Source organism: Paludibaculum fermentans (genome assembly GCF_015277775.1).
GTDB lineage: Bacteria > Acidobacteriota > Terriglobia > Bryobacterales > Bryobacteraceae > Paludibaculum > Paludibaculum fermentans.
The window spans coordinates 9019177-9043354 of record NZ_CP063849.1; the positions used below are offsets into that span (position 1 = coordinate 9019177).

The 24178-nt window shown below is 64.4% G+C and carries 18 protein-coding genes; 5 read left to right on the top strand and 13 right to left on the bottom strand.

The window, feature by feature from the left end; genetic code table 11:
* Positions 1–83 precede the first annotated feature (83 nt).
* Both IRI77_RS35750 and IRI77_RS35755 read right to left on the bottom strand, forming a co-directional pair.
* Positions 84–2291, bottom strand: coding sequence for a transferrin receptor-like dimerization domain-containing protein (locus IRI77_RS35750; protein ID WP_194449697.1), 2208 nt, complete (start codon positions 2289–2291; stop codon positions 84–86).
* A gap of 97 nt (positions 2292–2388) precedes the next feature.
* Positions 2389–2760 carry a hypothetical protein gene (locus tag IRI77_RS35755; protein ID WP_194449698.1) on the bottom strand — a complete coding sequence of 124 codons (372 nt, stop codon included), beginning with the start codon at positions 2758–2760 and terminating at the stop codon, positions 2389–2391.
* 241 nt (positions 2761–3001) lie between these two features.
* On the opposite strand from IRI77_RS35755, the gene IRI77_RS35760 reads away from it, so the two are divergent.
* Positions 3002–4219 (top strand): ankyrin repeat domain-containing protein, encoded by a 1218-nt coding sequence (locus IRI77_RS35760; protein ID WP_194449699.1) that lies wholly within the window; start codon positions 3002–3004, stop codon positions 4217–4219.
* A gap of 6 nt (positions 4220–4225) precedes the next feature.
* Here the strand turns inward: IRI77_RS35760 and IRI77_RS35765 are convergent, their stop codons facing one another.
* Positions 4226–5755 (bottom strand): amidase, encoded by a 1530-nt coding sequence (locus IRI77_RS35765; RefSeq protein ID WP_228486495.1) that lies wholly within the window; start codon positions 5753–5755, stop codon positions 4226–4228.
* A gap of 50 nt (positions 5756–5805) precedes the next feature.
* On the opposite strand from IRI77_RS35765, the gene IRI77_RS35770 reads away from it, so the two are divergent.
* A complete protein-coding gene (locus tag IRI77_RS35770) occupies positions 5806–6810 on the top strand; it encodes an aldo/keto reductase (RefSeq protein WP_194449701.1) in 1005 nt (334 codons plus the stop codon).
* Between the two features lie 8 nt (positions 6811–6818).
* Here IRI77_RS35770 and IRI77_RS35775 read toward each other — a convergent pair whose 3' ends face one another.
* From IRI77_RS35775 to IRI77_RS35805, 7 genes are all read right to left on the bottom strand, one after another.
* Positions 6819–8348, bottom strand: a complete 1530-nt coding sequence (locus IRI77_RS35775) for an acetolactate synthase large subunit (RefSeq protein WP_194449702.1) — start codon at positions 8346–8348, stop codon at positions 6819–6821.
* A 369-nt stretch (positions 8349–8717) separates the two neighbouring features.
* A complete protein-coding gene (locus tag IRI77_RS35780) occupies positions 8718–9167 on the bottom strand; it encodes an RNA recognition motif domain-containing protein (protein ID WP_228486496.1) in 450 nt (149 codons plus the stop codon).
* 89 nt (positions 9168–9256) lie between these two features.
* Entirely contained in the window at positions 9257–10723 is a 1467-nt protein-coding gene (locus IRI77_RS35785; protein ID WP_194449703.1) for a DegQ family serine endoprotease, read from the bottom strand.
* Positions 10724–10837: 114 nt separating this feature from the next.
* A complete protein-coding gene (locus IRI77_RS35790) occupies positions 10838–11488 on the bottom strand; it encodes a response regulator (RefSeq protein ID WP_194449704.1) in 651 nt (216 codons plus the stop codon).
* 5 nt (positions 11489–11493) lie between these two features.
* Entirely contained in the window at positions 11494–12828 is a 1335-nt protein-coding gene (locus IRI77_RS35795) for a sensor histidine kinase (protein WP_194449705.1), read from the bottom strand.
* An 87-nt stretch (positions 12829–12915) separates the two neighbouring features.
* Positions 12916–13572 (bottom strand): carbonic anhydrase, encoded by a 657-nt coding sequence (locus IRI77_RS35800; protein WP_194449706.1) that lies wholly within the window; start codon positions 13570–13572, stop codon positions 12916–12918.
* Positions 13573–13618: 46 nt separating this feature from the next.
* Complete coding sequence (locus IRI77_RS35805) at positions 13619–15130, bottom strand: SulP family inorganic anion transporter (protein WP_228486497.1); 1512 nt, start codon at positions 15128–15130, stop codon at positions 13619–13621.
* A gap of 316 nt (positions 15131–15446) precedes the next feature.
* Here IRI77_RS35805 and IRI77_RS38260 point away from each other — a divergent pair, with 316 nt between their 5' ends.
* Positions 15447–15662, top strand: a complete 216-nt coding sequence (locus tag IRI77_RS38260) for a hypothetical protein (protein WP_228486498.1) — start codon at positions 15447–15449, stop codon at positions 15660–15662.
* Here IRI77_RS38260 and IRI77_RS35815 read toward each other — a convergent pair.
* Positions 15654–15836 carry a hypothetical protein gene (locus IRI77_RS35815; protein WP_194449709.1) on the bottom strand — a complete coding sequence of 61 codons (183 nt, stop codon included), beginning with the start codon at positions 15834–15836 and terminating at the stop codon, positions 15654–15656. The two genes, IRI77_RS38260 and IRI77_RS35815, sit on opposite strands and share 9 nt — an antisense overlap.
* A gap of 169 nt (positions 15837–16005) precedes the next feature.
* On the opposite strand from IRI77_RS35815, the gene IRI77_RS35820 reads away from it, so the two are divergent.
* Together IRI77_RS35820 and secD are read left to right on the top strand one after the other, a co-directional pair.
* Entirely contained in the window at positions 16006–16368 is a 363-nt protein-coding gene (locus IRI77_RS35820; protein ID WP_194449710.1) for a hypothetical protein, read from the top strand.
* 106 nt (positions 16369–16474) lie between these two features.
* Positions 16475–19288, top strand: a complete 2814-nt coding sequence (gene secD / locus IRI77_RS35825) for a protein translocase subunit SecD (RefSeq protein WP_194449711.1) — start codon at positions 16475–16477, stop codon at positions 19286–19288.
* Between the two features lie 29 nt (positions 19289–19317).
* Here the strand turns inward: secD and IRI77_RS35830 are convergent, their stop codons facing one another.
* Complete coding sequence (locus IRI77_RS35830) at positions 19318–21525, bottom strand: FdhF/YdeP family oxidoreductase (protein ID WP_194449712.1); 2208 nt, start codon at positions 21523–21525, stop codon at positions 19318–19320.
* Positions 21526–21564: 39 nt separating this feature from the next.
* Positions 21565–24099 carry a bifunctional YncE family protein/alkaline phosphatase family protein gene (locus tag IRI77_RS35835; RefSeq protein WP_194449713.1) on the bottom strand — a complete coding sequence of 845 codons (2535 nt, stop codon included), beginning with the start codon at positions 24097–24099 and terminating at the stop codon, positions 21565–21567.
* Between the last annotated feature and the right edge of the window lie 79 nt (positions 24100–24178).

A 24178-nucleotide genomic window follows, 5' to 3' on the forward strand; every position in this document is an offset into this window, starting at 1 on the left:
CCCTCACCGGCCGGCACGCCCCACGCGGCACACCCCCGCACGAGCCCGTACCCACCCGGCAGCCCCGGCCCACCATCCATCACCTACTGACCAAGCAGCTTGGTGGCCCGGTCCAGCTCAGCCGCGAACGCCTCGATCGACGCGGAAGTCTTGACGATCTGCTCGTCGGCCTCTTGCCAATACCGCTCCTCAATCGCCTCCCGGATGCCCGGCAGCGTCTTCACCCCGTAGCCTGTGTAGAAGCCCGGCGCGTAGATCTGGTGCTGGAACCACGGCCGCCGCGGCAGTCCCTCCGGCCGCGTCAGCTTGCGTTCGATCTGAAGCAGGATCGCGTCCAGCGCCTTGGCCTTGGGCTCCGGCAGCGCCTTCAGGTCGATCTTCGTGAACGCCTCGGTACTCAACTTGAGCTTGCTCACCGCGTTGTCCAGCGGAGCGAAGTTCAGGAACGGCACGGCGGACTTAGGCTCCGGCACGATGTATGTCTTGCGCGGATCGGCTGTGAGCTTCAACGAGCCGTTGCGGATCAGCTCATTCTGCTTGTCCGTCTCGGCGCGCATATCGTCGGCCAGCTTCTTCACCTCGCCGGCATAGCGCGTGACGATCTTCGAGAAGTTGTCGAAGCGCAGCGGCAGGACGTCGGCATTCGCCAGGCGCAGGACAAAGCGCCCCCCAAGCTGGGCGGAGGCGAAGATGTACTGGAAGTCGGGGTCTTCGAACTTCACCACGTGATCGTAGGTGTCGTAGTTGGAGTGGTAGCTGCCGGCGCCATTGCCCTCTCCGCCGAAGCCGATGTTCAGGCTGGCAATGCCGAGGTGGTCCACGAAGACGGTGTAGTCGGAGCCGGAGCCGAGGGCGCTGATGGGCAGGTCCCCGGGCGTCGGGTTGCCGGCAACGGCGCGCTGGGCCTTGGCGCGCTCCAGCGTGGAGACCTTGGTTTCGGGATCGGTAATGTCGCGGGCCGCCTGGGACGCGAGGGTCTCCAAGGTATGCGAACCGCCCACATGGACGAAGCCGCGCGAGGTGCCGTCCGAGTTCACATAGACGGCGGCGTGCTTCTTGAGTTCGTCGGCGTGGAACTCGGCCCATTCGGTGGAGCCGAGCAGGGCGGGCTCCTCACCATCCCAGGCGCAGAAGATGATCGTGCGCTTCGGCTTCCATCCGGTCTTGGCGAGTTCCGAGAGGGCGCGGGCCTCTTCCATGACGGTGACCATGCCGGTGAGGGGATCGGAAGCTCCGAAGACCCAGCCGTCGTGGTGGTTGCCGCGGAGGATCCATTCGTCGGGCCGTTCGGCTCCGGTCATGCGGGCGATGACGTTGTGCGTGGGGGCGAGGTCCCAGTTGAATTCGAGCTTGAGGTGGACCTTGGTGGCTCCGGGCCCGATGTGATAGGTGAAGGGCAGCGCGCCGCGCCAGTCGGGCGGGGCGACGGGCCCGCCGAGCGCGCGCAGCAGCGGCTCCGCATCACCGTAGGAGATGGGCAGTACGGGGATCTTGGTGAGCGTGGCAGCCTGCTTGTAGGGGCCGCGCTTCAGGTCCTTGGTGGCGCCGACGCCGGGCGAAAGAGGGTCGCCGGGGTAAGTGGGCATGTCCATGACGCTGCCGCGCTGGGCGCTGTCCTTGGGCCGGAAGCCGCCCTTGGGATAGACGTCGCCGGCATAGTAGCCGTCGTCCCGTGGGTCCGAATAGATAATGCAGCCGATGGCGCCATGCTCGGCCGCGACCTTGGGCTTGATGCCGCGCCACGAAGCGCCGTAGCGGGCCAGGACGATCTTGCCCTTTACGTCGATCCCCATCTCGGCGAGCTTGTCGTAGTCGCCGGGCAGGCCATAGTTCACATAGACCAGGTCGCCGGTGACGTCGCCGTCGATCGAATAGGCGTGATAGGTGGGCAGGCCGCCGGCGGTGTTGGCCGTGCTCTCGTCGCCTTCGATGGGCGGCTCGCTGAGCTTGGCGGTGAACTTCTCGGGGGCGATCATCTCCAGGACGCGCGTCTTGGGGGTAGGGAAGAGCGGGTAGAACGTCTCGATCTGCGTGTCGTAGCCCCAGCTCTTGAATTGGGCGGCGATGAACTCGGCCACCTCGCGGCTGCCGGGCGAGCCGACATGGTGCGGCTTAGCGGACATGCGCTTGAGCCACTGCTGCAGGTTGGCGCGGCTCAGGTGGGAGTCGAACTGCTTTTCGAGCTCGAATTCGCGGCGCGCGTTCTCGGGTTGGAAGCCTGCCAATGGTTTCTCCGGCGACTGCGCGGAGACCATGAGTGTAGACACAAAAAGGGCCAGTGCTCGTTTCATGGAGGTAATGGCTTAGATTATCGCTCCTTCGGGACGCGCGTGTGCGGGCGAGGCTCTGGCTTCTCGCCCAGGTTCGGCCAACTCCACGCGGTGCACTCTATTTCTGGCGTTTGACGGAGAGCTTGGCGGTCTGGTGTTCGCCGTCGCGGTCGCGTTGGATCTCGCCGTTGAGCTCATCGCCGTTGAGGACGAGGGCGAACTTCATGATGCTCTCGCCGGCCGCCACTTCGAAGGTGAGCTTGCCGTCCTCCACCTTGCCCTTCTCGATGGGCATCTGCTGGCTGGCGTCGGGACCGGCCGTGCCGGTGAGCTTGTCTCCGTCCTGTTTGAGAACGAGTAGGGCGGGGCGGGGTTCAGGCGAGTCGCCATTGACGGTGAAGGTTCCGGTCCAGGTGCCGGTGGCGTCGGCTGCCAGCAGGATGGCCGAGGCAGCAAAGAGGGCGAAGGTCAGGCTCAGGATTCGCTTCATGGGAGCTCCTTAGCCACACAGTACGAGGCGGAACCGGCAATTGTTCGGCAGAACGTGAAAAGTTACCCGTGCCGTATTGATTTCACAGCCAGCTTGGGCTTAGGTTGGAGACGAGCGCGAAGGGCGCCACCAGTCCGCGGGAAGGGCCGTGCCCACCTTCAGCAGGTTCCGTGTCGACTACGAACCTTCTTTCAGCCTGATTCGGGCGGACTCCAGGCACGACTTGAAAGGGAGTTCGTCCATGAACACTACTGACCTGATGCCGCTGCCGGCTCGTCCGAGCCTGGCGCAATACCGGAAACAAGCCAAGGAGCTGCTCAAGAGCTACAAGGCTGGAGAGAGTGCCGCCGTAGAACGGGTCAAGCAGTTCCACCCGCGAGCCAAGGAGCTTAGCAGCGAAGAGTTTGTGCTGGCCGACGCGCAGTGGGCGCTGGCACGGCAGCACGGGTTTGAGAGCTGGCCGAAGTTCGTGAAGTGTGTGGAGGCGCTGCTCAAGGCGAGCTCGCCCGCCTCGCGCTTTGAGCAGGCCGTGGAGGCTGTGGTTGGAGGAGATCTCGGTGCCCTGCGGCGGCTGCTGGGCGAGGATCCGTCGCTGGTGAATGCTCGCTCGCCGCGCGTGCACGGGGCGATGCTGCTGCACTATGTGGGCGCCAACGGGGTGGAGAACTACCGGCAGAAGACTCCGCGCAATGCCGTGGAGATCGCCCGCGCGCTGCTGGATGCCGGGGCCGAGGTGGATGCCGAGTGCGGAGCGTATGGGAAGGACACCGCTCTTGGCCTGGTCGCCACCAGCATCCATCCGCTGGCTGCGGGCGTGCAGCTCCCGTTGATGGAACTGCTGATTGAGCGGGGGGCCTCGCTGGAGGGCGCTCCGGGCGGGTGGACGATTGTCCCGGCTGCTCTGGCCAACGGGCGCAAGGCCGCGGCGGTCTATCTGGCGGAGCGGGGCGCCAGCCTGGACCTGGAAGGCGCCGCGGGTGTGGGCCGGCTGGATGTGGTGAGCGGATGCTTCGATGCGGAAGGCCGGCTCAAGCCAGGCGTGCCGGAGTCGAAGCTGCTGCGAGGGTTTCACTGGGCCTGCGAGTATGGCCGCGGGCGCGTGATCGAGTTTCTGCTGGACCGGCGGCCGGAGTTGGTGCGGGATGCCAGTACGGGGATGACGGGCCTGCACTGGGCGATTGTCGGCGGCGAATTGGAGGCGATGAAGACGTTGATCGCCCGGGGCGCTCCGCTGGAGGTGGAGAACCAGTATGGGGGCACCGCGCTGGGCCAGGCGCTTTGGTTCGCGATGACGGCAACGAACGGCATCGATTATCCAGCCACGGTTGAGGTGCTGCTGGCGGCGGGGTCGGAAATTGAGCAGGGCTCGCTGGGCTGGGTGACGCGCCAGGCGAGCGCCTCCCTGGCCACGCGGGAGCGCGTATCGGCCGCGCTCCGTCAATATGGGGCCGAGTCGTAATCCCGGCTAGTCGAAGATTCGGAACTGCGGCTGGGTCCGCGCTTTGGTCTCCTGCTCGAAGGCATAGGCCAGATTGATGAGCTGTTGATCGCGCCAGGCGGTGGAGAAGAACGACAGGCCCACGGGCAGTTCGTCGACCAGTCCCGCCGGGACGGTAACGTGTGGGTAGCCGGCTACAGCGGGCGGAGTGGAGCAGCCGCCCGTGTCGTAGTCGCCGTTCACCCAGTCGATGCACCAGGCGGGACCGTTGGTGAGCGTGACGATGGCGTCGAGCTTGAATTTGGCCAGCGCGGCGTCGATGCCTTCGTCGCGGCTCAGGCGCAGGCAGATGGCGCGGGCGTCAAGGTACTTCTTCTCGGTCAGCGGGCCCTTCTCCACGGACTGGAGCAGGATCTCCTGGCCGAAGTACGGCATCTCGCGGATGCGGTTCTTCTCGTTGAAGTCAATGAGGTCGCGCATCGAGCGCACGGGCCGCCCCTGGGGCTGGCGCGCGAGATAGGCATTGAGGTCCGTCTTGTACTCGTAGAGCAAGACCTCGAACTCCTCCGTGCCGGACTTGCCATGGGACGGCAGATCGGCCGGGTCGACGATTACGGCTCCGCAGCGTTTGAGGACCTCGATTTGCTTGTTGAGGAAGCTGTCCATCTTCTGGGTGCGCTCGAAGAACTTCCGGGCGATGCCGATGCGGGCTCCGTTGAGGGCTTCGGGCTGCAGGTCTTTGGCGAACTCCTTGCCGGCCATGATGCCCAGCAGAATCGCGGCGTCGCGCACGCTGCGGGCCATCGGGCCGGCGGTGTCCTGGCTGTGGGCAATGGGAATGATGCCGCTGCCGGGCAGCAGTCCGAGAGTGGGTTTGATGCCGACCAGGCCGTTGACGGAGGCGGGGCTGACGACGGAGCCATCGGTCTCGCTGCCGATGCCGGCGGCGCAGAGGTTGGCCGCGACCGCCGTTCCGGTGCCGCTACTGGAGCCCGAAGGAGTCCGGTTCAAGGCATAGGGATTGCGGGTCTGGCCGCCTCGTCCGCTCCAGCCGCTGCTGGAGTGGGTGGAGCGGAAGTTGGCCCATTCGCTGAGATTCGTCTTGCCCAGGATGAGGGCGCCGGCGGCCCGCAGGCGGGCGGCGATGGGTGCGTCCACGGGCGCATGCCAGCCATCGAGGGCGAGCGAGCCGGCGGTCGTCATCATGCGGTCGCCGGTGTCGATGTTGTCCTTGAGCACGATGGGCACCCCGTGCAGGACACTGCGCGGGCCGCGCTGGCGCCGTTCGTTGTCCAACTCGTCCGCCAGCTTAACCGCGTCCGGATTGTGCTCGATGATGGCGTTGAGTTTCCACTCCCCGCCGTCGAGGTCCTGGATGCGGTTGACGTACAGCTCCAACAACTGCCGGGAGGTCCAGCGTCTGGAGCGGAGACCGACCGCGAGCCCTTCGAAGCTGAGCTCCTCCAGTTCGAACGCGGTACGGCGGTAAGGAACGCGCGCACAGGATGCCAGGCCGAGGGCGGCGGCCGTGGCTCCGAGAAACTTCCTGCGATTCATGTGCGCCATTGTCCCATGACATACAATTCATTGGACGGAAGGAGGCTCACATGGCAGATAACACCCGGCGGCAGTTCTTTCAGGGCATGGCGGCCACGGCTGTCCTGGCTGAGGAAGTCCTGGCGCAAACCAGCAGCGCATCGGAGACCGGCGTGCCTACGCGGTTGTTGGGCAGGACGGGCGAACGCGTATCGATGCTCGGAGTGGGCGGCGCACACACGGGCCGCGACCGGGACGACAACGCCTGTGTGCGGCTGATCCAGACGGCAATCGATGAAGGGATGACCTTCCTCGACAACGCCTGGGAGTACAACGGCGGGCGCAGCGAAGTGGTGATGGGCAAGGCGCTGGGCATGGACGGGTATCGCAAAAAGGCGTTCCTGATGACGAAGGTCTGCAGCCGCGAGTATGAGGGCGCGATGCAGCAGTTGGAAGAGAGCCTGAAGCGCCTGCAGACGGATCATATCGACCTGTGGCAGTTCCACGAATGCAACTACCACAACGATCCGGACTGGGTGTTTGAGAAGGGCGGCATCCGCGCGGCGCTGGAAGCGAAGAAGCAGGGCAAGATCCGGTTCATTGGCTTCACGGGTCATAAGGCGCCGGCGATTCACCGCAGGATGCTGTCGAAGGAGTTCGCCTGGGATACGGCGCAGATGCCGAACAACGTGCTGGACTCGCAGTTCCTCAGCTTTCGGGAGGAGGTGATGCCCATCTGCCTGCAGAAGAAGATGGGCATAGTCGGCATGAAGGGCTGCTGCGGAGATGGCCGGCCGATCAAGGCCGGGTTATTGACGGTGGAAGAGTGCTACCGCTATTGCCTGTCGCAGCCGGTCAGCGTGCAGGTGGTGGGGCTGTCGAATCTCGAAGAGTTGCAGACCGCGCTGAAGATCGCGCGGTCGTTCAAGCCGCTGACCGCGGCGGAGAAGGCCACGCTCTTAAGCAAGGTGAAGGACGTGCAGTTCGACGGACGGTATGAGCTGTTCAAAACGAGCAAGCGCTATGACAGCGCGTACCACCGCACGCAGCACGGCTTCGCGACGGAAGGCGTCTAAGACCGCGTTTACTCCGGCGCCAGGACCGCTTCGATCAGGAACGGGCCGGGGCGCGACATCGCCGTACGGAAGTGCTGGATGAACTCGGGCGTCGAGGTGGCTCTTACGGACTCGACGCCCATGGATTCTCCCAGCTTCCGCCAGTCGATGTCGGGCCGCGTCAGGTCCACGAGTTCGTCGGCACGCGGGCCGATGACCGTTGTGCCGGTGCGCTTCATCTCCACATCCAGGATGCGGTAGCGGCGATTCACGAAGATCACCGCGGTGACGTCGAGGCGCTCTCGGGCCATGGTCCAGAGGGCCTGCGGCGTGTAGAGGCCGCTGCCGTCCGCTTCCAGGGCGATGACCTTTCTGTCCGGGCACGCCAGGGCGGCGCCCGTGGCAACCGGCAGGCCCTGTCCGATGGAGCCTCCGGTGACGGGCAGTACGTCGTGGGCGGGCGCGTGGTTCAGGTGAAGCTGGACGGGTTCGCTGCTGGAGACCATCTCGTCGCAGAGGATGGCGTTGGCGGGCAGCAGGGCGGCGATGGCGGCTCCGATGGTGTCGGGTGTCAACGCTTCCGCGGTGGGCAGGTCCAATGCGGCAGCCCGCGGGAGTTCCACGCTCGGGCAGCCCGCGGCGAGAGCCTCCAGTGCCGCGGGACCGTCTTCGTTCTGCGCGGCCAGCGTGTGGAACTCGCAATCCTCCGGGGCCATGGTGCTGCGGCGGTTGGGGTAGCCGAAGAAGGACACGGGTGCTTCGGCTTCGACGAGGATGATCTGCTGGATGCCGCTGAGAAGCTCTTCGGCCGGTTCCGGGAAATACGGGATCCGATGGGCGAAAGACCACGGTGCGCCGCGGGGGATGCGCCCGCAGTTGCGGTTTAGGAAGACGGGGACGCCGAGCCGGGCGGCAGCGGTGAGGCCGCGTTCCGACAGGGCTGTGCCGCTGAGCAGCAGGGCCGCGCCGGGGGTCCTCAGTCGTGCGGCGATGGCCTGGATGTGGGCGGCGGGCGGAATGGGCCGGGCCGATGGTTGCACGACGGGGCCGGGTTCACCGGCGGGACTCCAGGAGTGATCCGCCGGGATGATGAAGCTGGCGACCTGGCCGGGCGGTCCGTAGCAGGCGAGGACAGCTTCGGAGGCAGTAAAGCCCATGTTTTCGGCGGAGTCGAGCGTCCGGACCCAACCGGAGACGGGACGGGCGAAGGCTTCGACGTCGGCGGTGAGGGGGGCGTCGTAGCGGAGGTGCTGGGTGGAGTGTTCGCCGACGATGTTGACGATGGGTGAGCGGGCCTTGCGGGCGTTGTGGAAGTTGGAGAGGCCGTTGGCGAGTCCTGGTCCGAGATGGAGCAGGGTGGCGGCGGGGCGGCCGGTCATGCGGGCGTAGCCGTCCGCCGCGCCGGAGCACACACCCTCCTGCAGGCAGAGGACGCCGCGCATGCCGGGGACCCGGTCGAGCGCGGCGACAAACTGCATTTCCGAGGTGCCTGGATTCATCAGGCAGAGGTCGATGCCGTTGGCTAGGAGGGTACGGAGAAGACTTTCAGCGCCGTTCATGGGGAGAATTCCCATGAAAGCACATCGAGGCTGATGGGGTGGTGAATGAGACGATCCAGAATGAGTACGGCGCGCACCCCGAGTGGGGCAGCGCGCCGTGTTAGGCCAAGGTTTGGGCCGAAGCTGTTAGGCTTTGCCGCCCTCAGTATCTGAATCGCTGTCGTCGAAATCCGAAACGAGAACTGGTCCGTGCAGGAGAGGGATCTCCTCTTCCAACGGGCTCGGCTTGTCAGTGTCCTCCTTGCGTTGGAGGCGCTTGGCCGCCTTGTCGCGCTGCTTTTCAGCGCGGGCTTGTTCTTTTTGCCGTTTCGTAAATGTCGTTCGCGATCTTTGAGCCAAAGGGGACTCCCTTTCTAATTAGATTGAGAACTACCAGCGGGGTTCGCGACGCTGACGGTAGCCGCCGCCGCCACCACCGCCGCCGCTGTTGGTCTTCGGACGGGCTTCATTGACGTTCAGGGCGCGACCGCCCATGTTGTAACCGTTCAAGGCGTCGATGGCGCGATCGGCTTCACCCGAATCGCTCATTTCCACAAAGGCGAAGCCGCGGGAGCGGCCAGTCTCACGATCGGTGACGATGCTGACGCGGTCGACGTTGCCGTACGACGAAAACAGGGTGCGAATGGACTCTTCGGAAGCGCCGAAATCCAGGTTACCGACGAAAATATTCTTCAAGTTAACTCCTTGCAGTCGACTAGTTGAAGGCGGGCTCGACGGGGCGGGACGGATCTCGGCCGGTTCTGCGGCACAATCAAGTAGCAATCTCAGTATAACAGGTTCCTCTCCGCTGACCTTTTGGGGTGCACCGTGCCGGAGCACTCAATTTGCCCTCTCCGGGGGGCGAAGATCGGCACAAAAAACGCCGGCCCCACGAGGAGGCCGGCGGGAGGAGATTCACGAGTCTTCGGTCAGACCGCTACGTAGAGGGTGTTGCCTCCACGGTTGACGAGCAGGAGTGGATTCTTGCCCGATTTCTGGACCGCGCGATTGAATTCGGCCACCGACCGAACCTTCTGGCGGTTCACTTCCTGGATTACGTCGCCACGGCGCAGGCCGGAATCGGCTGCCGGGCTGTCGGGATCCACGTCGGAGACCACTACGCCGGCGGTCGTGGGCGGGAGGCCCAGTTCCCGGGCGGCGCCGGCTGTAAGTTCTTCCACCTGAATGCCGTTCAGGTCGGCATCGGGGTTGGATTTGTCGTTGGAAGCGCGCTCCTCACGGGTGGGCAGCTTGCCGAGGGTGACTTCCACGTTCTTGACTGCGCCGTCCCGCAGGACCTTCAGTTTGGCCTGGGAGTCGACCGGCATCATCGAAATGCGGTTGCGCAGTTGGTTGCTGTCGTCGATGGGCGAGCCGTTCACCTCGAGGATGATGTCGCCCTTCTGGAGGCCGCTCTTGGCCGCCGGGCCGTCGGGCGTGACATCGCCCACCAGGGCGCCCTTGCTGTCCTTCACGTTGAAGGCGCGCATGATGGCCGGGGTGACGTCCTGCGGCACGATGCCGAGGTAAGCGCGGGTGACTTTGCCGTCCTTCAGGATGCTGTCCATCACCTGGCGAACCAGGTTCGAAGGAATGGCGAAGCCGATGCCCTGGTTGCCGCCGGAGCCGTGCGAAAGGATGGCCGTGTTGATGCCCACGAGTTCGCCGCGCTCATTCACCAGCGCGCCGCCGGAGTTGCCGGGGTTGATTGGCGCGTCGGTCTGGATGAAGTCTTCGTAATCCTCGATGCCGAGATTGCCGCGGCCGGTGGCGCTGACAATGCCCATGGTGACGGTCTTGCCGACGCCAAAGGGATTGCCGATGGCCAGGGCGAAGTCGCCCACCTGGACTTTGGAGGAGTCGGCGATGGTGATGTAAGGCAGGTCGTCGACGTCGACTTTCAGCACGGCGACGTCGGTCTTGGGGTCGGAGCCGATCAGGCGGGCCTGGAGTTCGCGCTTGTCGAACAGCACGACTTTGATGTCGGTGGCGCCGTCGACCACGTGGTTGTTGGTGATGATGTAGCCTTCGGGGCTGACGATGACGCCGGAGCCGAGGCTCTGTTCACGGCGCTCCTTGGGAATGGCGCGGCCGCCGGGATTGCGGCCGAAGAACTGTTCAAAGAAGGGGTCCATGGGCGGCATGCCGGACATTCCGGCCGGGGTACGGACGACCTTCGAGGACGAGATGTTTACCACGGTGGGGTAGGCGCGCTTCACCACGGGGGCGAAGCTGAGTTTGTTGGGGCCTTCATTCGGATCGGCCAGTTTGAGGGTGGCCGGCGGGTTGGCCGACGCGAGCACCTTCGAGGCGTATGCGGTTCCGAGACCACCCACGACCAAGGCCGCCGCGAAGGCGATGGCGAGACCGGTTCGATTCTTCCAATGCTTCATCATGTGTCGGATTTTCCTTCCTGCTCATGAGACGCGGCCGCCGCGCGGATGGGGTCTCCCGGAGACTGGGTATTTCCGTCACCGACGTTCAGGGATGGGGCGTAAGCGAAAGAAAAATCAGGAAATGACGCCCTTGCGGACGGCGTACAGGATGAGTTCGGGCATGCTCTTGAGGTTGAGCTTCTTCATCAGGTTGGCGCGGTGGGTCTCGACGGTGTAGACGCTGAGATTCAACAGGTTGGCGACGTCCTTGCTCGACTTGCCTTCGGCGACCAACTGGAGGATCTCGCGTTCGCGGGGGGAGAGAAGTTCGTAGGAGTCCTCGGCGCCGGTTTTGCGAAGTTTGCGGAGGTAGTCCTCCAGCAGAACCTGGCTGACGGCGGGACTGAAGAACGATTTGCCCTCGCGGACGGCTACGATGGCCTGGACGAGGTCCGCTTCGGCGGAGTCCTTGAGCAGGTAGCCGCGGGCGCCGGCCTTGAGAGCCCGGAGGACGTACGACTCGTCGGAGTGCATGCTGAGCATGACTACCGCCGTCTCCGGTAGCTGCTCAGTGATCTGGCGGGCGGCCTCGATGCCATTGAGTTCCGGCATGCCGATGTCCAGGACGGCCACGTCCGGCTTGAGTTCCGTGGCCAGCGCCACGGCCTGGCGGCCATCGCCGGCTTCGCCCACGACCCGGAACTCCGGCTGCTGCTCGACGAGCAGGCGCAGCCCGGACCGCATGAGTTTGTGATCGTCGGCGAGGAGGACACGGATGCTAGGCATCGCCGTTAGTTTACCGGGTTCGCGCCGGCGGCAGGCTGGGTCCAGGGCAGTTCCGCACGCAGGGTGGTGGCCCCGCCGGGCGCCGACTGGATGGAGAGCGAGCCGCCGAGCCGCTTGACGCGCTCGTCCATGCCGAGAATGCCCATGCCGCGCGTGGTTTTGGGGTCGAAGCCGCGGCCGTCGTCCGTGACCGTCAGCTCGAATTTGTTGTCACGGTAGTGCAGGGTGACGGTGGCCTGGCGTGCCGAAGCGTGGCGGGCGGCATTGTTCAAGGCCTCCTGGACGACGCGGTAGATGCAGGTCTTCTGGTCGTCGGGGATGTCCTCCGGGATGTCGTCGGCGTGGACCTCCACCTCCATCTCGCCGTGGCGCGAGACCTCGCGGGCCTGCCATTCCAGGGCCGGAACGAGGCCGAGGTCGTCGAGCATGGAGGGGCGCAGCAGCAGGGCGATATTGCGGACGGACTGGAGCGTGCGTTCGGCCACCGACTTGATGTGGGCGACGTAGCCGCGCGCCTGTTCGTCTTCCTGGGGCACGAGCGACGCAAGGCGTCCGGCATCGACCAGCAGGGCTCCCAGGGACTGGCCGACTTCATCGTGCAGTTCGCGCGAAATGGAGCGGCGCTCCTCCTCGTGGGCCTGAACCAGGCGGGAGGAGAGCTGGCCGAGTTCGAACGACCGTTCGTCCACCTCGCGCTCGAGGCGCACGATGTAGAGGAAGCTGCCGGCGGCGAGCAGGAGGCCCGAGAGCAGGGTGATGAGCAGCAGCAGGCGCAGGCGGCCCTGCAGGGTGTCGAAGCGGGCCAGGAGGCGGTAGCCCGACTCCTCCAGCATGCGGCGGTTGACGCGGCTGATCTCCTCGGAGATCTCGAGAATCTGAACCTTGCCGGCCATGATCATGCTGCCGGTGGCGAGCGGCGGCAGGTCGCTGCGTCCGATGAAACTGCGGGCCATGGCCTGGTGCTGGAGCAGGGTGGTATGGAGGAGCTCAATCAGATTCTGCTCTTCGACCGGGCCGTCGTTCGGATAGTGGCTGAGCGCGCCTTCGACGGCTGCGAAGAGGCGGACGAACTCCCGCTCCCTGCGCGGATCGTCCCAGCCATTCTCGGCAATGCAGCGATCGAGGCCCTGCCAGTATTCCAGGAGGCTGCCGCGGAGTTGGGTGAGCGTGGCGTTGCGGATCAGAAATGCCCGGCGCGCCTGCTGCTCCTCGTCGTGCAGGCGGCTGAGGACGCCCAAGCCGTCGAGGCCGGAGAAGAGCAGCAGTCCCAGCAGGCCGCTGAAGCTGACCAGGAGAATTGCCCGCAGTTTCTGGACGGAGGACGATCTGGCGCTATCCATTTGGGCTCAAGCAAGGGCGGTACAAATACAACCGGCCCTGCGATCGATTATCTCGCAGGGCCGGTGAGGGGATGGGATTGGCGCGGGTTAGTGATCGTCGCCCTGAGGGGCGTCGCCGTAGTCGTACTCGTAGACCCCCTCCATCGGCGAACCGGGCTCCATCTGGGCGATGGCCTTGAGGTAGCCGGTGCGGACGTCATAGACCCAGCCATGGATGACGGGCCGGTGCTCCGCTTTCCAGGCGCGCTGCACGATGGACGTCTCCGCGACGTGCAGGACCTGCTCGGCGACGTTCAGCTCCACCATGCGGTCGTAGCGCTGCTGGAAGTCGCCGATGGTGTCGAGCTCGCGTTTGTTGATGCGGTAAACGTCCTTGATGTGACGCAGCCATTTGTTGATGAGGCCGAGATCCTGCCGCGTCATGGCGTTCTTGACGCCGCCGCAGTTGTAGTGGCCGCACACGATGATGTGGCGGATCTTCAGATACTCTACGGCATACTGCAGGACGCTCAGCACGTTCAGGTCAGTGTGAATGACCATGTTGGCGATGTTGCGGTGGACGAAGAGCTCGCCCGGCGCCGAACCGGTGATGTCCTCGGCGGGCACGCGCGAGTCAGAGCAGCCAATCCAGAGGAATTCCGGTGTTTGTACGGTAGCCGTGGCGTCGAAGTAGTCAGGCCGGATGTTCAGCTTGTCTTCGACCCATGCCTTGTTGGCGAGCAGCAGTTTCTTGTAAGACTCCATCGTTGGTAGTTCCTTTTCGGGCTTTCCAATTCTTTCGGGGGTTTCCCTAGCGGGCAGAGGCGAAATTGCGGTACTCGATGTCGATGTTCTTGAAGGACGCCGACTTCTGGAAATCGGAGACTACTTCGAAGATGTCACGATCGATATAGATGGCGCGAGTGGCATCGATCTGGAGGGTGGCGCCGTCCGGGATGGAACGCAGCAGGTTCTTCAGTTCCGCCTTGTTCACGAAGGTGGTGTCCTTGGTGAAGCGGATGAGATACCAGTTGTCCTGCTTCACCAGCACGAACGCCTTGTGGTGGTTGGAGTGAATGACGAAGAACAGCCCAAAGGCCATGCCGATGAGGACGCCCTTCAGCAGGTCTGTGAAGACGATCGCCATTACGGTGACGATGAACGGGATGAACTGGGCGTAGCCAGCGGCGAACTGAGCTTTGTAGAGGTCGATCTTGGTGAGTTTGTAGCCGACGGCGAGAAGGATGGCGGCCAGGGCGCAGAGTGGGGTGAGGTTCAGCAGGGCGGGGATGAACATCGCGGAGACGAGCAGCAGGATGCCGTGCGTAAAGGACGAGATCCAGGTGCGGGCTCCGGAGTAGACGTTGGCGGAGGTGCGGACTACCACGGAGGTAACCGGCAGCCCGCCGATCAGGCCTGAGACGATGTTCCCCGCGCCTTGAGCGAAAAGCTCCCGATTGGGGGGAGAGATTCGCTTGTATGGGTCCAGTTTGTCGCCAGCCTCGAGGGAGAGGAGCGATTCGAGGGAGCCGACCACGGCGAGCGTGGCGGCCGTCATGATGGCCTGTGGATTCGCCAGGATCGCGAAGTTGGGGAACGTGAACTGTTGGGCGAACTCGGTGATGGAGGCGGAGACCGGAAGCGATACGAGATGCGCTTTGTCGGTGAGTTCCAGGAACGGGAAGAACGCGTGAAACAGTTGGTTCATGCCGATGCCAGTGGCGACCACGAGCAGCGGCGCGGGAATGAACGCCAGGAACTTCGGCCCGCTGGCGGCCACCTGATCCCAAAAGAGGAGGATGAGCAGGCAGAGGCCTGTGATCAGCAACGCGCCGGGCGAGCACGACAGCACGGCTTCGAGAATGTCGGTGAGCGTGTTGGACGTGCCTTTCTCGAGAAACGAGAAGCTGCCTTCGTAGTCGGCGTCACGGCCGAGGGCGTGCGGGATCTGCTTGAGGATGATCACCAGGCCGATGGCGGCCAGCATGCCCTTGATGACCGAGAGGGGCACATAATCGCCGAACGAGCCTGCCCGCAGCAGGGAGAAGATGATCTGAAAGCCGCCGGCCAGAACGACGGTGGCCAGGAAGTTCTGAAAGCTGCCCAGAGCGGTAATCGCCGTGGCCACGATGACGGTCAATCCGGCTGCAGGGCCGGAGACGCTCACCTGTGAGCCGGAGGCGACGGATACGACGATTCCGCCGACGATTCCGGCGATGATGCCGGAGAACAGCGGAGCGCCGGAGGCAAGGGCGATGCCCAGGCAAAGTGGTAAGGCAACCAGAAAGACGACCGTCCCCGCGGGGCCGTCGAATCGAAACAAGTTGCCTGAAGTCGGTTGGAGTGTGATTCCTGTGTTTGCTTTCATCGGGCCAAATTGTATCGAAGGATAGGATCGTTGGATCCCAGGTGTGGATAGCCGAAGTATAGCCGATCCTGCGGATTTCTGTATAGTTAATAAATTTTTAGAATCAACTTCCTGTCGGCCGGGTATGGCAAGATCAGGATTCGTGCCCAGAGACGATAAACGCAGACATGTACTTAGAGATGCGTGGGTAGGCGATGCGGTTCTATGCCTTTACGCACGGGAGCTGATTTTACGTGAGGGCGGCGAGGTAGACGGCGCCTGGTACACCCGGATGACCTCCAACCAGTTCCTGGGGCAGTTGGGCGAGCCCAGCGAGGTGGAGGCGCGCATCGGCCGGGCTTACCAGGGCGGCGGATTGGCGGGCGCCTTTGCCTGGATGGACGAGAACCTGTTGCCGCTCTACCGGCGGCAGGAGGCGAAGCGCATGAAGGCGAGCGGTCTGCTGCCGCGCAACCCTCCGGTTAAGAATGGTTTGCCGTCAAAATGAGGCGGTGGGCGCCAGCAGGAAGCTGCAGACCAGGAAGAAGGTGGCGGTCACGACGGCAAGAACCGCCAGTTGGGTGTTCCTGGACGCATCGGGGCGCCGGACGCTGAATCCCAAATAGGCCGCGAAAACGGCCACCAGCACCAGGCACAAGAGAGAATCGCCGGGGATCTTCATACAGCCTGATTCTGCTCCGAAGCGCCTGAAGAGGTCCTAAGGAAGAGATCAGAAATTCGTAAAGCCCGGCGATGGGGCACGAATTCCCGAGACAATCGACGCCCACCTGCCGGATAATCGAAAAGGAAGCAGCCGCTTCCGGGTTGCCGTGAAGAAACGCGACACAGCTATGGTGGTGAGATTCGTCCAGGCGGCGTTGTTTGCCGCGTTCCTGGGCGGAGCGAGCTTGAGCGTCGCGCCGGCGTTCGCTCCGGAAGGACTGCAGGACAGCCTGCTGGCCGCGATCCGGGGCAGTTGCCGGCCCGCCGAAGGTTCATCTTCCTTCCACAACCCGCAGCGGCAGGAACTCAGGCTGGAGCGGTCACGCTCGACCGCGGCACAGCCGTTTGCGGCGGGCCTGCCGACCCGGCGAGCGGATCACACTCCACTGCCGGAGAATGCCGGCGCCTGCGGCCACTTCCAGTCCAATCGCCTGCTGGGCGGCCTGTTCACGACGCGCCCGGCGCGTGCGCCCCCCTCCTTCCTCTCCTAGCCATTTGCGGAGTGCGCGCTGACCACCCGAGGTGGGCCAGTGCCGAGACCGCTTGTTTTCCGATCCAGTTTCGAAACAGGGGAGCTGTGTCTCCCAAGGAGAGAGTATGCCCAGTCGATTGCGCTGGAAATGGATTGTGATTTTTGCCGTGGTACTGGCCTGCCTGACGGGTGTCGCCGGCCTGCCCACGTCGATGGAGCAGTTGACCGCCAACTGGCACAAGAGTATGCGTTTGGGGCTCGACCTGAAGGGCGGCAGCCACATTGTTCTCCAGATTCAGGTGCAGGACGCCTTCAAAGCGGAGGCCGATCTACTCATTGAGCGGCTGAACGAACGGCTGCAGAAAGAACAACTGCCGTACGGTTCGATTGAACGGAACGAGCCGGGTTCGATTGAGACGGCGGAGAGCATTCAGGTGGATGTCCGTGGCGTGCCGTCCGAGCGCTCCAGCGATTTCCGCCGGGTAGCGGCCGACGTCCTCGGATCCGAGTGGGTCCTGACGCCGGTGAACTCCGATACGTACCGCGTGAACATCCGCAAGGAAGCGGCGATTCAACTGCGGCAGGACACGCTGGCCCGCAGCATCAACACGATTGAGAAGAAGATCAACGGGTTGGGTGTGGCGGAATCGAGCGTCCAGCAGAGGGGCGGCAGCGGCGGAGAGACGGAGATCCTGGTGCAGTTGCCGGGTGTCGACGATCCGGCGCGTGTGAAGGGGATTCTGCAGACTTCGGCGCTGCTGGAACTGTGCGAAGTGAAGGGCGGACCGTTCGCTTCGCGGGAGGCGGCCATCAGCCAGCATGGCGGGGTGATGCCGCTGAATTCCAAGCTGGTTCGCAGCACGACGCGAGCCGGGGTGGGCAACGAGCCCGCCTGGTATCTGCTTTCGCGGTCGCCTGTGATCACGGGACGGGACCTGCGGGACGCCAAGCCCATGCCGGGTGAGAATCCGGGGCAATGGGACACAAGCTTTGTCCTGACGCAGGACGCCGCACAGCGATTCCATCGCTTCACCAGCGCGAACATCGGGAAGAATTTGGCGATTGTGCTGGACAACTCGGTGATCAGCGCTCCGCGGATCGATTCCGCCATTTCGGACCAGGGCCGCATCATGGGCGCGGCGGATCAGCAGACGGCGTCGGACCTCGCGTTGAATCTGCGGTCGGGCTCACTGCCCGCGGGCGCGAAGGTGATTGAAGAGCGGACGGTTGGACCATCGCTGGGCGCGGATTCGATCCGGCGCGGCATCCTGGCGGGGCTTGTCGGCCTGGCGCTGGTGGTGGCGTCGATGGTGGCGTACTACCGCGGCGCCGGAGTGAACTCAGTGATCGCGCTGATGCTGAACACGCTGATGACCGTGGCCGCGCTCAGCTACATCGACGCGACCTGGACCTTGCCGGGCATCGCCGGACTTGTGCTTTCGATCGGCATGGCGGTGGATTCCAATGTGTTGATCTTCGAACGCATCAAGGAGGAGATGCGGGGCGGCAAGATCGTCCCGGCGGCCATTGCAGCCGGGTTTGACCGGGCCCTGACGATCATCATCGACACGCACGTGACGACGGTGGTGGCCAGCGCGTTCCTGTTCCTCTTCGGGACCGGGCCGGTGCGCGGCTTCGCCGTCACCCTGGTGATTGGCCTGATCGCGAATCTGTTCACCGCGGTGTTTGTCTCCCGCGCCATCTTCGACCTGAAGGTGTGGCGCAACCCGCGGCTGAGCAGCCTGAGCATCGGCAAGGAGATGTTCGAGCAGCCGAAGATTGATTTCCTGTCCAAGCGGGCGCTGACGCTGGGGCTCTCGGTGCTGGCGATTGTGATCAGCATTGGCAGCCTGGTGATCAAGGGCGGACCGAACTATGGACTGGATTTCCGCGGCGGGTCGCTCATCAGTGTGAAGTTTGATGGAAAGCCCTCGCTGGACCAACTGCGGGGCTACCTCACGGCCCGTTTGCCGGGCGCGGTGAGCCTGCAGGAATCGCAGGGGACCAGCGAAGTCCTCATCGGGACCGAACTGGCCGATGAATCGCAGTTGGAGAAGACGCGGCTGATCGTCGAGCAGACCCTGCGTGAGAAGTACGGCCTGGCGAACGGCAAGTTGGATCTGAACACGGCCAACGTTGGCGCGCTGGACGAGACACTGTCGAAGGCGCTGCCGGAAGCGGGGGTGGGCCTCAACGACCAGGAGCGGCACGACCTGGCGAAGCGGATCACCGACTTCCGCGACAAGGTGCACAGCGGCCTGATCGGCAACATGGACGAACTGTCGAAGGTGGCGGGCGTCGATGGAAAGGTGCTGACTGCCCTGAAACAGGAGACCGGCCTGGGCCACTTCAACATCCGCTCGGCGGAGATAGTGGGTCCGAAGGCGGGGGCGCACCTGCGGCAGCAGGCGTTGATGGCGACACTTTGTGCTTTGGGCGGGATGCTGATCTACGTGGCATTCCGCTTTGAGTGGATCTCCGGCGCGGCGGCGGTGATCGCGACGATCCATGACATTGTCATCACGCTGGGTCTGTTCTCGCTCACCAACCGCGAGATCGACCTGAACATCATTGCCGCGCTGCTGACGTTGATCGGCTATTCGATGAACGACAAGATTGTCGTCTTCGACCGGGTACGCGAGAACATGCAGCACGGGGTGCGGGGGCGTTCGTTCCTCGCGCTGGTGAACGAGTCGATCAACCAGACGTTGAGCCGTACCCTGTTGACGGCGGGCCCGACGCTGCTGGCGTGTCTCTCGTTGTATTTCCTAGGCGGCGAGGTGCTGAACGGCATCGCGTTTGCCTTGTTCGCGGGCGTGGTTGTGGGCACGTACTCGTCGATCTTCGTGGCGAGTGCGCTGCTGGTGATGTGGCACTCACGGAAGAATGCCTCGGCGCCGCCGGCCGTGCGCACTGGTGAGGTGCTGGCCGCCAAGTAGTCTGGGCGGCTATTCGGATCCGGGCAGTCTTAGCCAGGCTGCCCGGAAGCTTCCACGTGGACCACGACGTTCTTGAACGACGGGGTACCGCTTTTGCCGTCGACCGCCCTCTCCACCAGCACGTTGGCTTCGGGGTAGTACATGGCGGCGCAGCCTTTTGCGATGGGGTAGGCGGTGGCGCGGATCCCTGTCATTGAGCCGGCCTTTGATTGCACGCTGACGCGGGTGCCTTCCGCCAGCCCTCGATCGCGCATGTCTGCTTCATTCATCAGGATCACGTCACGGGCAGCCTGGCCGCGGTAGCGATCCTCCTCCTCGTACACCACTGTGTTGAACTGGCCCTCGGAGCGGATGGTCATCAGCCGGAGCGCTCCGTCCACCAGCCGGTTTGGCGGTGTCTCCACGAGGAGGAAGCGAGCTTTGCCGTCGCTGGTGGGGAAGACCGGGGTATGGCGGACGCGGCCCTCGACGTGGAACTCCTGTTTGCTCTCGCCGATGCCGGCGACAGGTTTGTAGCCAGGGACGACGTCGGCCATGACCTGGCGGATGGCGTTGTGGTCGCGCATGCGGTGGAAATCGATGGGGCCGCCTTCGGGCAGGAGGCGGGCCCCGAGGCTGGTGATGATTTCGACTTCGGATTTAAGTTCCGAGGCGGGCGGGCGGCTCATGCCGCCTTCGGACAGCCGGACAAAGCTGAAGCCGCTCTCCTGTGTGGTGGACTGCGTCTCTTCGTCGCGGGCGCAGGTGGGGAGGATGAGGGTGCAGCCGCCCTCGCGTTCCGGCGGAACGCAGACATGGGACTGGTTGAGCTTGGTGTTGATGTGGACCGTGGTCTTCACGCGGCTGAGGGCGGCTCGCGAGAAGCCGGTGTCGGGATTGGCTGCGAAGAAGTTGCCGCCCAGGAAGAGGGCGAAGTCCATCTGGTCCTGCTCCGCCGCCAGGAGGGAGCCCATGGAGTCGAGGCCCTTGCCTGCAGGGGGCTGGAGCCCATAGAGCTCCTCCATCGTCTTCAGGAACCCGGCGCGAAGGTTCGGAGCGAAACCGACCGAGCCGACGCCCTGGATGTTCGAGTGGCCGCGGATCGGCATCAGTCCGGCGTGCGGGCGGCCCACCATGCCGCGCGCGAGGGCCAGGTTGGCGATGGCCGTCACGTTGTCGACGCCATGCTCGTGATGGGTGATGCCCATGGCCCAGAGGAAGACGGCGTTCCTGGCGCGGGCGTAGCGTTTGCCGACCTCGATGATGGCCTGGGCCGGCAGGCCGGCGCCGGCGGCCAGTTCGTCGACGGACTCGCTTGCCAGCGAGGCCTTCAGCGCGTCGAAGCCGACGGTGTAGCCGCGGATGAACTCGTCGTCGCAAGCTCCTTCGCCGATGACCACCTTCAGAAGAGCCTTCAACAGGGCGATGTCTCCGCCGATGCGCGGCTGCAGGTAGAGGTCGTGTACTTTCGATCCGAAGACGAGGGACATCGGCTTCGATGGGATGTAGAACCGGTCGAGACCGGGCTCCCAGAGAGGATTGACGACAATCACCTGGCCGCCGCGTGCGCGCATTTCCACGAGTTGGGAGATGAGGCGCGGATGGTTGCTGGCGGGATTGGCTCCGGTTAGCAGGGCGAAGTCGCAGTGGGCGAGGTCGTCCAGCGTGACGGTGGCTACGCCGGAGCCGATGCTTTGGCTGAGGCCGACTCCGCTGGCCTGGTGGCAGTAATAGGAGCAGTTGTTGACGTTGTTGGTGCCGTAGACGCGCGCCAGCCACTGGAGCAGGAAGGCGGCCTCGTTGCTGCTGCGGCCCGAGGAGTAGAAGAAGCTGCGGTCCGGGCTGGTGGCGCGCATCGCTTCGGCGGCGCGGTCGAACGCTTCGTCCCAGGAGATGCGCTGGTAGCGGGCCGAACCGGAGGTGCGCAGCAGCGGGTAGGCGAGGCGGCCCAGATTCTCGAGCTGCCTGGGCGTGTAGCGGGCGAGGTCATCGACGGTGCGCGAGAGGAACAGCATGGGGTCGATGGGCGGCTGGAGATCGGCTGCCATGGCCTGTACGGATTTCTTGCAGAACTCGGGGAAGTGGCCGGCTTCGTTGTGCATGCCGCCGGCCTGGCCGCCCATGCCGAGGGCGCAGGTCTTGCAGGCATTCTTCGACGACATGCGCCGCCAGAAGTCGACGGGGCCGGTCGCCGCCTCGAAAGTCTTGCCCAGTGTGTAGCGGATCGCGGACCAGCCGCCCCCAGAGTGTCTCCGCATGCTGGCGTTATTGTACCCGCCGGATGAGGCGGAGCGCCGCTATCGATCGTCGTCGTCGATGTCGACGGAGTACGGGGCGAACAGGGAGATCTTCACGCCCGGAAAAGGTGTGTTCCAGCCGCGTGTGGAGTGCCACAGGATCTGGTTCAGCTTGCCGCTGGGTACGGCGTCGGGGACATCCCAGCGCATCCTGGCGGAAGCGATGGCGGCCGATTTTGGCTGGCCGCGCAGGGCTTTCAGCGGTGGATTCATCTCGAAGAGATCCTGCCTGGGCTGGACGTGCGTGTACGGGGTGAGGTCCGCCTGGTTGGTGAAGCTGGGGCGCATCTCGTTGGCGATCATGTCGAACAGGGACAGGGCAGGGAGGCCGAGCATCAACTCCATCGTCTTGAGCATGCTCTGGTGCGAGTAGAAAGTGGAGTCGACGTGACCGCGGCGGGTATAGGGGCTCACTGCGAGGGCGACGGTGCGATGACCGTCGACGTGATCCACGCCGTTCTGGGCGTCGTCTTCGACGATGAGGATCGCCATTTTCGGCCAGAACTTCGACTTCGTGAGGGCTTCGACAATCTTGCCCAGGGCGAGGTCGTTATCGGCGACCATGGCTTTCGGGGTGGAGGTTTCGGGCGTGGTGCCGAACGTGTGGTCGCAGTTGATGAGCATGACGGTCATGTTCGGCATCCTGCCGTCCTGCTCCCACTGCTTCAGGTCCTTGAGGAAGATCTGCGCGCGAATCTGATCCGGGATGGAGTTCGTATACGGCGGATAGTTGGCCGCGAAGAACGGGGTGAGATGGGCGCTGGGCGGCTTGATGTTGAAAGCCGCCGTGAAGTCTTCGCCGGCCTTCCAACGGTTCAGGTATTCGATGCGGCGTTTGGGCGGCTCCGGCAGCGTGCCGCCGTATTCGCCGTAGAGCCGGACCGTCTTTCCCAGCTTGCGGGCCATGTCCCAGATGGTGCCGCCGCGCCCGATGGCGAGCGGGTCGGTGCCGTCAAAGGGATAGCTGCGGCCTTCGTAACCGGGCCAGAGCGCGTAGGAAACTTCGTTGGCCTGGGCCAGCCACTGGTGGCCGTCCGCGCTGTTGCCGCCCGAGGCGTAGAAGTTGTCGAGCAGTACGAACTGATCGGCCAGGCGGTGTGTGTTGGGGGTGACGTCCTCACCGAACATGACGAGGGACGGCTCGCCGTTGCCCTTGGGCATGTCGCCGAGGACCTGGTCGTAGGTGCGGTTTTCCTTGATGATGTAGACGATGTGCTCGATCAGGGAGGCGTCGCCGGCGCGCTCGGGTACGGCTTTCGGCGTGCGGTTGGGCGTGGTGGCGGCCGCTGCGACGCTGGTGAGCGGCAGGTGATTGTTGTCGGCGACGGCGCGGGTGTAGCTGGCGAGTTGAGGCGCGTCGGGCAGGTCGATGACGTGCACCGTGCCTCGGTAGCTGTGGACGAAGCGGCGTTCGGGTTTCTCGGCGAAGCCGGAACCGACACCGAGCATGGAGGTCACGGCGAGGCGTTTGCCGTCGGAGGAGAGCGTGAGGCCGCTGGGATACCAGCCCGTCGGAATGAGTCCCTCGACCCGCCCGCTGGCTGTGTCGATGACGGCGATGGCGTTGATGCCGCCGCATGCGACGAAGAGGCGTTTCCCGTCGGCCGAGACGGCGGTGGCCGTGGGCGCGAGACCTGAGGGGACTCCGGCAAAGGGCTGGATCTTCAGCTGCCGAATGGCCCGTTTTGCGGCGGTGTCGATCACGGTTACGGAATCGTCGTTGTTATTGGCGATGTACAGGCGCGCGTGCGGCTCGTCCCAAGCCATGCCGTTGGGATGCAGTCCGGTGGGAATCGAATCGGTTGTTTTGAAAGTGGCGAGGTCGAGGCGGGATACGGTGCCGGAAGCCGACACGCCGCGATCGTCCACCAGGACCTGATCCGCATTGGCGCCCGGACCCGCGGGTGATGTCCGTTCGCCGGGTTTGGCGGTGCGGCCGCCCCAGTTGGAGACGTAGGCTGTTTTGCCGTCCGTGCTCACTACGGCGGCGAAGGGCGCGATGCCGGTCGCGGCTTCGCCGAGGGTCTTGCCTGAAGCAAGTTCCACAACGACCGCCCTGTTCTGCGCCGTGATGGGCAGGATGATGCGCCCGCCGCCCAGCCCCAGGCCGCCCGCGTTGTGCTTGCCGAGATTCGCGGCCAGCGGTTGGAGCTGGGTCCCGTTGACGACGAATAGTCCAGGATTGCCGCGACGCACCGTGGCCGCAACGTACGGTATGCCCTGGTGGGTGACCAAGCCCTGATAAGCGGGTGTCGAGTTGTGGGTGATGTTCGACAGGATCCGGCCGCTGCGCCAGTCCACCTGGTAGAGCTGGGTCTGGTTGAGGACCCAGATTTCGGTATCGTCTTTGCCGAAGCCGACGCCGTACACCTTGCCCTGGAATACCAGGGGAATGCCGGCCGGAGTGATGCTCTGCCGCGTGGTGATGACACCCGGATCGGTGACGGCTCGAACCGGGCGTTCCTTCGTTTGCGGGAAGGCTGCCGTGCAGAAAAGAGCCGCGAAAAGAACGACCGGGCGGAGCAGGTTGGGCATAGAGTTCCAGGGTGACTCTACAGTCTAGCGAAGGCCGGGACAGGATTGGCCCTATACTACGGAGACTGGTTTCCGTTCT

What these genes read in the sequence shown, in the direction of transcription:
- IRI77_RS35800 (WP_194449706.1), bottom strand. Translation starts at nt 13,572, where the DNA reads ATGGAGTCTTACAAGAAACTGCTGCTCGCCAACAAGGCATGGGTCGAA.
- IRI77_RS35790 (WP_194449704.1), bottom strand. Translation starts at nt 11,488, where the DNA reads ATGCCTAGCATCCGTGTCCTCCTCGCCGACGATCACAAACTCATGCGG.
- IRI77_RS35820 (WP_194449710.1), top strand. Translation starts at nt 16,006, where the DNA reads ATGGTGGTGAGATTCGTCCAGGCGGCGTTGTTTGCCGCGTTCCTGGGC.
- IRI77_RS35750 (WP_194449697.1), bottom strand. Translation starts at nt 2,291, where the DNA reads ATGAAACGAGCACTGGCCCTTTTTGTGTCTACACTCATGGTCTCCGCG.
- IRI77_RS35830 (WP_194449712.1), bottom strand. Translation starts at nt 21,525, where the DNA reads ATGCGGAGACACTCTGGGGGCGGCTGGTCCGCGATCCGCTACACACTG.
- IRI77_RS35835 (WP_194449713.1), bottom strand. Translation starts at nt 24,099, where the DNA reads ATGCCCAACCTGCTCCGCCCGGTCGTTCTTTTCGCGGCTCTTTTCTGC.
- IRI77_RS38260 (WP_228486498.1), top strand. Translation starts at nt 15,447, where the DNA reads ATGACCTCCAACCAGTTCCTGGGGCAGTTGGGCGAGCCCAGCGAGGTG.
- IRI77_RS35775 (WP_194449702.1), bottom strand. Translation starts at nt 8,348, where the DNA reads ATGAACGGCGCTGAAAGTCTTCTCCGTACCCTCCTAGCCAACGGCATC.
- IRI77_RS35770 (WP_194449701.1), top strand. Translation starts at nt 5,806, where the DNA reads ATGGCAGATAACACCCGGCGGCAGTTCTTTCAGGGCATGGCGGCCACG.
- IRI77_RS35755 (WP_194449698.1), bottom strand. Translation starts at nt 2,760, where the DNA reads ATGAAGCGAATCCTGAGCCTGACCTTCGCCCTCTTTGCTGCCTCGGCC.
- IRI77_RS35760 (WP_194449699.1), top strand. Translation starts at nt 3,002, where the DNA reads ATGAACACTACTGACCTGATGCCGCTGCCGGCTCGTCCGAGCCTGGCG.
- IRI77_RS35795 (WP_194449705.1), bottom strand. Translation starts at nt 12,828, where the DNA reads ATGGATAGCGCCAGATCGTCCTCCGTCCAGAAACTGCGGGCAATTCTC.
- IRI77_RS35765 (WP_228486495.1), bottom strand. Translation starts at nt 5,755, where the DNA reads ATGAATCGCAGGAAGTTTCTCGGAGCCACGGCCGCCGCCCTCGGCCTG.
- IRI77_RS35785 (WP_194449703.1), bottom strand. Translation starts at nt 10,723, where the DNA reads ATGATGAAGCATTGGAAGAATCGAACCGGTCTCGCCATCGCCTTCGCG.
- IRI77_RS35815 (WP_194449709.1), bottom strand. Translation starts at nt 15,836, where the DNA reads ATGAAGATCCCCGGCGATTCTCTCTTGTGCCTGGTGCTGGTGGCCGTT.
- secD (WP_194449711.1), top strand. Translation starts at nt 16,475, where the DNA reads ATGCCCAGTCGATTGCGCTGGAAATGGATTGTGATTTTTGCCGTGGTA.